The following is a 4,817-nucleotide window of genomic DNA, read 5'->3' as shown; positions in this document are numbered from 1 at the left end:
CTGGGCCGATGCCGATGCAGACGGCGATGCGCGCGGGTCTGCAAGCTCATCGCGCACCCGAGGCGAGGGCGGGGTCGATCGACTGCGGCGGCAGGTTGCGATGCATGGTGCTTTGTAGGCGCTGCCCCCCTCGATCGGCAGCCCCCGATCTAGGGAAGCGGCGGGTCCTAGGGGGATGCGGTTGACAGACGCCGGCCGCCGCCGACGCTCAAAGCAGGTGCGGCCGATCCGGCAGTTCGTTCGCGTTGACGGCGCCCGGCGCGAGCGGGAAGTGGCCGCGCAGCAGCGCGTCGACCTCGTCGACCGCGTGGCGCAGCCCGTCTTCGAACTGCCCCGCATGCAGGGCGTGGCTCAACCGGCCGACGATCGCGCGCCAGGTCGCCTCATCCGCCACGCGGGCCAGGCCGCGGTCGGCAACCAGCTCGATCGCACGTTCGGCCAGCAGCAGGTAGATCAGCACCCCGTTGTTGGCCTCGGTGTCCCAGACGCGCAGCTTGCCGAACACCGCGACGGCGCGCTCGCGTGCCGTGGTGTCGCGCCACAGGTAGGACAGTGGCAGCCCGGCCTCGACGCAGATGCGAATCTCGCCTGAATGCAGGCGCTCGCTCTCGGCAATGCGCGCCTGCAGACGGTCCAGTGCGGCCGGCGGTAGCGCACGGCGCACATCGGCCTCGTCCCACCAACGGTGGCGCAGCACGCGCGAGATGCGCGCCGGCCAGCTTCGTCGCGTGCCGCTCATCTACCAGTCTCCCGAGGCGCCGCCGCCGCCGAAATCGCCGCCGCCGCCGGACGAGAAGCCACCGCCGCCGCCCCAGCCGCCCCCGCCGCCGCCACCACCACCCCAGATGATCGGCGGGCCGCCATGGCCACCGCGAAGCCCGCGTCGGCCGGCCGCGCCGATGCCCAGCACCCCCACCATCACCAGGGCCAGCACGCCGGCCGCGCCGGCGAGCAGCAGCGAGCCCCCGAACCACCAGGCCAATGTGCCGGCGGCACCGCCTGTGGCCAGGCTGCCGAGCTTGCGCCCGAGCACGCCGGTCAGCACCGCGCCGATGATCGGCACGCCGACGAAGAAGAACATCGCGAGCTGGTCCCAGCCCAGGCCGCCCGTGCCGCCGTTGCCGCTCGATCGCCCGCCCTGCGGTGCGGGCAGCGCCTCGCCCCGCACGCGAGCGGCCAGCTGGTCCACGCCGGCATTCAGTCCGCCGGCGTAGTCACCGGCCTTGAAGGCGGGCCGGATGGCCCTGTCGATGATCTGGCGCGCGGCCAGATCGGGGATCGCACCCTCCAGCGCCTTGGCCACCTCGATGCGAACGCGCCGGTCGTCCTTGGCGACCAGCACCAGCAGCCCGTCGCCGACGTCCCGACGGCCGACCTTCCACTGGTCGGCCACGCGGTACGCGTATTCGGCAATGTCCTCCGGCTTGGTCGTCGCGACGATCAGCACGACGATCTGCGTGCCGGCCTCGCCTTCGAACGCGGCCAGCTTGGCATCGAGCGCCTCGCGCTGGGCCGTGCTCAACGTGGCGGTGGTGTCGGTCACGCGTGCGGCCAGCGCCGGCACCGGCTGCAGGTCTTGCGCGAGCACGAGGGCCGGGCACAGGAGCGCCGCGGCCCAGGCGACGCCTGCGAGCAGCCAGCCGAGACGGCCGCGCATGTCTCGCTACTTCGACGCCGCGGGCGCCGCCGGGGACGGGGCGGGGGCCTTGTCGAAGTTCACCGTCGGCGGGGCCGAGATCGCCTTCTCGTTCTCGACCGTGAAGGTCGGCTTGACCGAGTAGCTGAACATCATCGCCGTCAGGTTGGTCGGGAAGCTGCGCGCCAGCACGTTGTACTCCTGCACCGTCTTGATGTACTTGTTGCGTGCCACGGTGATGCGGTTCTCGGTGCCTTCGAGTTGCACACGCAGATCCTGGAAGCCCTGGTTCGCCCGCAGGTTCGGGTAGTTCTCGCTGACGACCAGCAGCCGGCTCAACGCACCAGTCAGCTCGCCCTGCGCGGCTTGGAACTTCTGGAAGGCTTCGGGGTTGTTGATCAACTCGGGCGTGGCCTGGATCGACGTCGCCTTGGCGCGGGCCTCGATCACCTTCGTCAAGGTCTCCTGCTCGAAGTTGGCCTCGCCCTTCACGGTGGCCACGATGTTCGGCACCAGGTCGGCGCGGCGCTGGTACTGGTTCAGCACCTCGGACCACCCGGCCTTGACCTGCTCGTCCAGGCGCTGGAAGTCGTTGTAGCCGCACCCGCTCAGGGTCAGCGTGGCGGCCAGCGCGGCGGCGGCGAACAGCGGGCGCAAGAACCAGGTCAGCGAGGGCTTCATGTGGGCATTCTCCGTTCGTTGGTGTGGGGCACACGGGGCCGCAGCGCCGGCATGTTAACGATGCGTCGAGCCTGCGCCACCGCAGGTGGGGCGGGCTTGCGCGACATCAAGAGGCTGCACGCGGCGCTGGCACCGATAATTCACCGATGTTTGCCCCGCTCCAGAACGACTGCTTCCTGCGCGCGTGCCTGCGCGAGCCCACCGACTACACGCCCGTCTGGCTGATGCGCCAGGCCGGCCGCTACCTGCCGGAGTACCTGGCCACACGGGAGCGGGCCGGTGGCAGCTTCATGGGCTTGGCGACGAACGTGGATTGCGCCACCGAGGTCACGTTGCAGCCGCTCGAGCGCTTTCCGCTGGATGCGGCCATCCTGTTCTCCGACATCCTGACCGTGCCGGATGCCATGGGCTTGGGCCTGAGCTTCGGGCCCGGCGAAGGCCCGCGCTTCGCGCGCCCGGTGCGCGACGAGGCGGCTGTCGCCGCGCTGCGCGTGCCGGACCTCGACAAGCTGCGCTACGTGTTCGATGCGGTCACCTCGATCCGCAAGGCGCTGAACGGCCGCGTGCCCTTGATCGGCTTCTCGGGCAGCCCGTGGACGCTGGCCTCTTACATGGTCGAGGGCGCCGGGTCGACCGACTACCGGATCGTCAAGACCATGCTGTACGCCCGGCCCGATCTGATGCACCGCGTCCTGGCCGTCAACGCCGACGCGGTCGCCGCCTACCTGAACGCCCAGATCGACGCCGGCGCCCAGGCGGTGATGGTGTTCGACAGCTGGGGCGGCGTGCTCGCCGATGGAGCGTTCCAGGCCTTCTCGCTGGCCTACACCGAGCGGGTGCTCAAGCAGCTCAAGCGCGAGCATGAGGGCCGGCGCATCCCGGCCATCGTGTTCACCAAGGGTGGTGGCCCGTGGCTCGACGAGCTGGCGGACAGCGGCGCCGACGTGATCGGCCTGGACTGGACCGTGAACCTCGGCCAGGCGCGTGCCCGCGTGGGCTCGCGCGTGGCCCTGCAGGGCAACCTCGACCCCAACGTGCTGTTCGCGCCGCCCGAGATCGTGCAGGCCGAGGCGCGCCGCGTGCTCGACAGCTTCGGCCCGCCGCAGCGTGCGGATTCGGCCGGGGGCGGCTGGGACGGCCACGTCTTCAACCTCGGCCACGGCATCAGCCAGTACACGCCGCCGGACCACGTCGCGGCGCTCGTCGAAGCCGTTCACGCGCACTCCCGCACGCTTCGTAAACGCTCCCATACGCCCAAGCCCGCGTGAGGTGGTATGGGGGTTTTACCGGGTGAGTGTTCGCTCAGGGCTTGACTTATCCCCAAATGCCAGGGTGCGACAGATCACCGCTCCAGCCCGTGTCACGAAATCTTCAAAATCGCGGCGATACGTGGCAAGTATTTGATTAGAAAGATTTTTTCGTCATTGCCTCAGAATCGGGCAACCCAAGGCCGGCCACGGTGCATCAAGCATTTAGCACGCCCGACCGCAGCTTTCCCACAATGTTATCCACAGGAACGGTGGGCAAGTCTGAAAGATGTTTCGAATCATGGACTTAAGCGGAACATCTCAACTTCTGCTGGCGCCGGGACCCTTTTCGGCCTTGGCGCACGCGGCGCGGCATGAATCGCGTTGAGGTGGCGGTCGAGACGCCTGCGCACGCCGGGCTGGCCGACACCCTGGACTACGAGAGTGAGCAGCCGCTCAGCGCGGGCACGCTGGTGCGCGTACCTCTGGGCCGGCGTGATGTGCCTGGCATCGTCTGGGCGGGGCGACCCGACGGGGCCGCGACGGCCCCCGAGGACGGCCGCAAAGACCCGGCCGGCGGTGGTTCCTTCACGCTGAAGGCCATCGCCGAGGTCATCGCCAGCCTGCCGCCCCTGCCGGCGGCCTGGTGCCGGCTCGTCGAGTTCAGTGCGCGCTACTACCAGCGTGCGCTCGGCGAGGTGGCGCTGGCGGTGCTGCCGCCCGAGTTGCGCAAGCTCGACGACGCCGGCCTGGCCAAGCGGCTGCGGCTGCAGGACAAGCGCGCAGCGCTCGCGGCCGCGAAAGCCGGTGGCCCGCCGGCCGCGCCCGAGCGCCCGGCGCTCACCGCGGAGCAGGCCGCGGTGCTGGCTGCCATCGACGCCGCGCCGCCGGCGTGCCACCTGCTGCACGGTGTCACCGGCAGCGGCAAGACCGAGGTCTACCTGCGCCTGGCCGAGGCCGCGCTCGCCGCCGGCCGCCAGGCGCTGGTGCTGGTGCCCGAGATCAACCTGACGCCGCAGCTCGAGGCCCGCTTCGCCGCGCGCTTTCCGGGCCGGCGACTGGTCTCGCTGCACAGTGCGTTGACGCCGGCGCAGCGCTTGGGCAACTGGCTGGCGGCGCACCGCGGCCAGGCCGAGCTGGTGCTCGGCACGCGGCTGGCGATCTTCTGCCCGCTGCCGCGGCTGGGCGTGATCGTGGTCGACGAGGAACACGACCCCAGCTACAAGCAGCAGGATGGCGCGCGCTATTCGGCG

At 70.4% G+C, this 4,817-nt stretch carries 5 protein-coding genes; 2 read left to right on the top strand and 3 right to left on the bottom strand.

Features of this window, described 5'->3' with window-relative positions; genetic code table 11:
- Window positions 1–208 precede the first annotated feature (208 nt).
- The 3 genes from VJ693_RS14970 to VJ693_RS14960 are packed head-to-tail and all read right to left on the bottom strand — an operon-like array spanning window position 209 to window position 2,317.
- Entirely contained in the window at window positions 209–739 is a 531-nt protein-coding gene (locus VJ693_RS14970) for a TPM domain-containing protein (protein WP_324155350.1), read from the bottom strand.
- Window positions 740–1,657 carry a TPM domain-containing protein gene (locus tag VJ693_RS14965; RefSeq protein WP_324155348.1) on the bottom strand — a complete coding sequence of 306 codons (918 nt, stop codon included), beginning with the start codon at window positions 1,655–1,657 and terminating at the stop codon, window positions 740–742.
- Window positions 1,658–1,663: 6 nt separating this feature from the next.
- Window positions 1,664–2,317 carry a LemA family protein gene (locus tag VJ693_RS14960; protein WP_324155346.1) on the bottom strand — a complete coding sequence of 218 codons (654 nt, stop codon included), beginning with the start codon at window positions 2,315–2,317 and terminating at the stop codon, window positions 1,664–1,666.
- A gap of 146 nt (window positions 2,318–2,463) precedes the next feature.
- On the opposite strand from VJ693_RS14960, the gene hemE reads away from it, so the two are divergent.
- Both hemE and VJ693_RS14950 read left to right on the top strand, forming a co-directional pair.
- Entirely contained in the window at window positions 2,464–3,585 is a 1,122-nt protein-coding gene (gene hemE / locus VJ693_RS14955; protein ID WP_324155344.1) for a uroporphyrinogen decarboxylase, read from the top strand.
- A gap of 353 nt (window positions 3,586–3,938) precedes the next feature.
- The coding region (locus tag VJ693_RS14950; protein WP_324155342.1) for a DEAD/DEAH box helicase at window positions 3,939–4,817 on the top strand (879 nt) is incomplete at its 3' end.

It is taken from the genome of Ideonella sp. (assembly GCF_035254525.1).
Classification (GTDB): domain Bacteria; phylum Pseudomonadota; class Gammaproteobacteria; order Burkholderiales; family Burkholderiaceae_C; genus Ideonella.
Note: the sequence above shows the minus strand (reverse complement) of the source record. Positions and strands in the feature narration are given on the sequence as shown.